Consider the following 2537-nt stretch of genomic DNA (forward strand, 5'->3'; position numbering starts at 1 on the left):
GCCGGGCCCGCGGCCTGCTCAGCGGCCCGCTCAGGCGGCCGGCAGGGCCTCCAGGGCGGCACGCAGCCGGCGCAGCGTCTCCGGGCGTCCCAGCAGCTCCATGGACTCGAACAGCGGCGGGGAGACCCGGCGGCCCGTGACGGCCACCCGCAGCGGCGTGAAGGCGAACTTGGGCTTGATGCCCAGGCCGTCCACCAGCGCCTCGCGCAGCGCCGCCTGGATCGGCTCCGGGGTGAAGTCCGCGAGCTCCTCCAGCGCCTTGATGCTGGCCTCCAGCACCGGGCGGGCGTCCGCGGTGAGCACCTTGGCGGCGTCGTCCGGGTCGAGGGCGAACTTCTCCGACGCCACGAACAGGAAGCCGGCCATGTTCACGATCTCGCTCAGCACGACCATCCGCTCCTGGGTGAGCGGCGCCACCTTGGCGAGCAGGTCCAGCTGCTCGGCGGTGGGCTCGGCCGGCAGCAGCTCGGCGCCCTGGAGGAAGGGCACCAGGCGGCGGACGAAGTCCTCCGGGGCCAGCCGGCGGACGTGCTCGGCGTTGATCGCCTCGCACTTCTTCAGGTCGAAGCGGGCCGGGTTGGCGTTCACCTTGGTGACGTCGAAGGCGGCGACCATCTCGTCCATGTCGAACAGGTCGCGGTCCTCGGCCAGCGACCAGCCGAGCAGGGACAGGTAGTTGAGCAGGCCCTCGCGGATGAAGCCGCGCTCGCGGTACATGTTGAGCGAGGACTGGGGGTCGCGCTTGGAGAGCTTCTTGTTGCCCTCGCCCATCACGTACGGCAGGTGGCCGAAGCGCGGGGTGGTGCCGTTGCCGACGCCGATCTCGGCGAGCGCGGCGTACAGCGCGACCTGCCGCGGGGTGGAGGACAGCAGGTCCTCGCCGCGCAGCACGTGGGTGATGCCCATCAGGGCGTCGTCCACCGGGTTGACCAGGGTGTACAGCGGGGCGCCGTTGGCCCGGACGATGCCGTAGTCCGGCACGTTCTCCGGCTCGAAGGTGAGCGTGCCGCGCACCAGGTCGTCGAAGCTGATGGTCTTGTCGGGCATCCGGAAGCGCAGGATCGGCTCGCGCTTCTCCAGCTTGTAGACGGCGACCTGCTCGTCGGTCAGGTCGCGGCAGTGCCCGTCGTAGCCGGAGGGCTTGCCGGCCGCGCGGGCGGCCTCGCGGCGGGCGTCCAGCTCCTCGGTGGAGCAGTAGCAGTGGTAGGCGTGGCCGGCCTCGTACAGGCGGCGGGCGACGTCCGCGTAGATGTCCATCCGCTGCGACTGGCGGTACGGCGCGTCCGGGCCGCCGACCTCGGGGCCCTCGTCCCAGTCGAGGCCGAGCCAGCGCATGGCGTCGAGCAGCTGGTTGTACGACTCCTCGGAGTCGCGGGCGGAGTCGGTGTCCTCGATCCGGAAGACCAGCGTGCCGCCGTTGTGGCGGGCGTAGGCCCAGTTGAAGAGGGCCGTGCGGACCATCCCCACGTGGGGGTTGCCGGTCGGGGACGGACAGAAGCGAACCCGGACGGCCGGGTCAGTGTTAGCCACGCTTGATCACCTTGTTGGTGAGAGTGCCGATGCCTTCGATGGAGACGGCGACCTCGTCGCCGACGTTGAGGGGGCCCACCCCTGCGGGCGTGCCGGTGAGGATGACGTCGCCGGGCAGCAGCGTCATGGCCTCGGAGATGTGGACGATCAGCTCGGCGACCGAGCGGACCATCAGGGAGGTGCGGCCGCTCTGGCGGAGCTCGCCGTTGACCGTGCAGGTGACCGCGAGGTCGCTCGGGTCGAGGTCGGTCTCGATCCACGGGCCCAGCGGGCAGGCCGTGTCGAAGCCCTTGGCCCGGGCCCACTGGCCCTCGCGCTGCTGGACGTCCCGGGCGGTGACGTCGTTGGCGCAGGTGTAGCCGAGGATCACCTCGGGCACCCGGTCCAGCGGCACCTCGCGGCACATCCGGCCGATCACCACGGCGAGTTCGGCCTCGTGGTGGACGTCCGAGGAGAACGGCGGGTAGGCGATGTTCTCGGTCGGACCGATCACCGAGGTGGACGGCTTGAAGAAGGTGAGCGGGACGTCCGGGACGCCGTTGCCCAGCTCCGCCGCGTGCGCCGCGTAGTTGCGGCCGACCGCCACGATCTTGTTCGGGAGCATCGGGCTGAGCAGCCGGACGTCCTGGAAACGGAAGCTCTCGCCGGTGGGCTGGGGCTGGCCGAACGGGTGGCCGGCCAGGGCGTGGACGACCAGCGAGTCGGGCTGGGAAGGGTCGCCCTCCACCACGCCGAAGGAGACGCTGCCGGCGGCAGGGCTCCCTTCCCGGACGGAAAACCTGGCAATGCGCACGGCTGGGCTACCCCTCGCTTCGTCGGCCGCCCGGGGCGCGCCCGGGCGCTGGTGGGCGCCCCGCCCACGGTGGGCGCGGCCCCGTCAATCGGCCTCCAGGCTATCGCGTGGGGCCCCGGCTGACCGCTTTGTCCCTGTTCGGGATGATCGGGGCGGAACCCGCGAGCGGGCGGGTACGCCGAGGGCGCCGCCGCCACTGCTGTGACGACGGCGC

At 71.9% G+C, this 2537-nt stretch carries 2 protein-coding genes; both read right to left on the reverse strand.

Annotated features, from left to right (window positions below):
- Window positions 1-30: 30 nt before the first annotated feature.
- A complete protein-coding gene (gene gltX, locus ACFU7Y_RS42920; protein ID WP_380771897.1) occupies window positions 31-1461 on the reverse strand; it encodes a glutamate--tRNA ligase in 1431 nt (476 codons plus the stop codon).
- A gap of 61 nt (window positions 1462-1522) precedes the next feature.
- Window positions 1523-2323, reverse strand: coding sequence for a fumarylacetoacetate hydrolase family protein (locus ACFU7Y_RS42925; protein ID WP_224283776.1), 801 nt, complete (start codon window positions 2321-2323; stop codon window positions 1523-1525).
- Window positions 2324-2537: the final 214 nt, after the last annotated feature.

The sequence above is a fragment of the Kitasatospora sp. NPDC057542 genome, from assembly GCF_042801945.1.
Classification (GTDB): Bacteria; Actinomycetota; Actinomycetes; order Streptomycetales; family Streptomycetaceae; genus Kitasatospora.

Coding starts and splice junctions, on each gene's coding strand:
- gltX (WP_380771897.1), bottom strand. CDS start 1,461: ATGGTCCGCACGGCCCTCTTCAACTGGGCCTACGCCCGCCACAACGGC.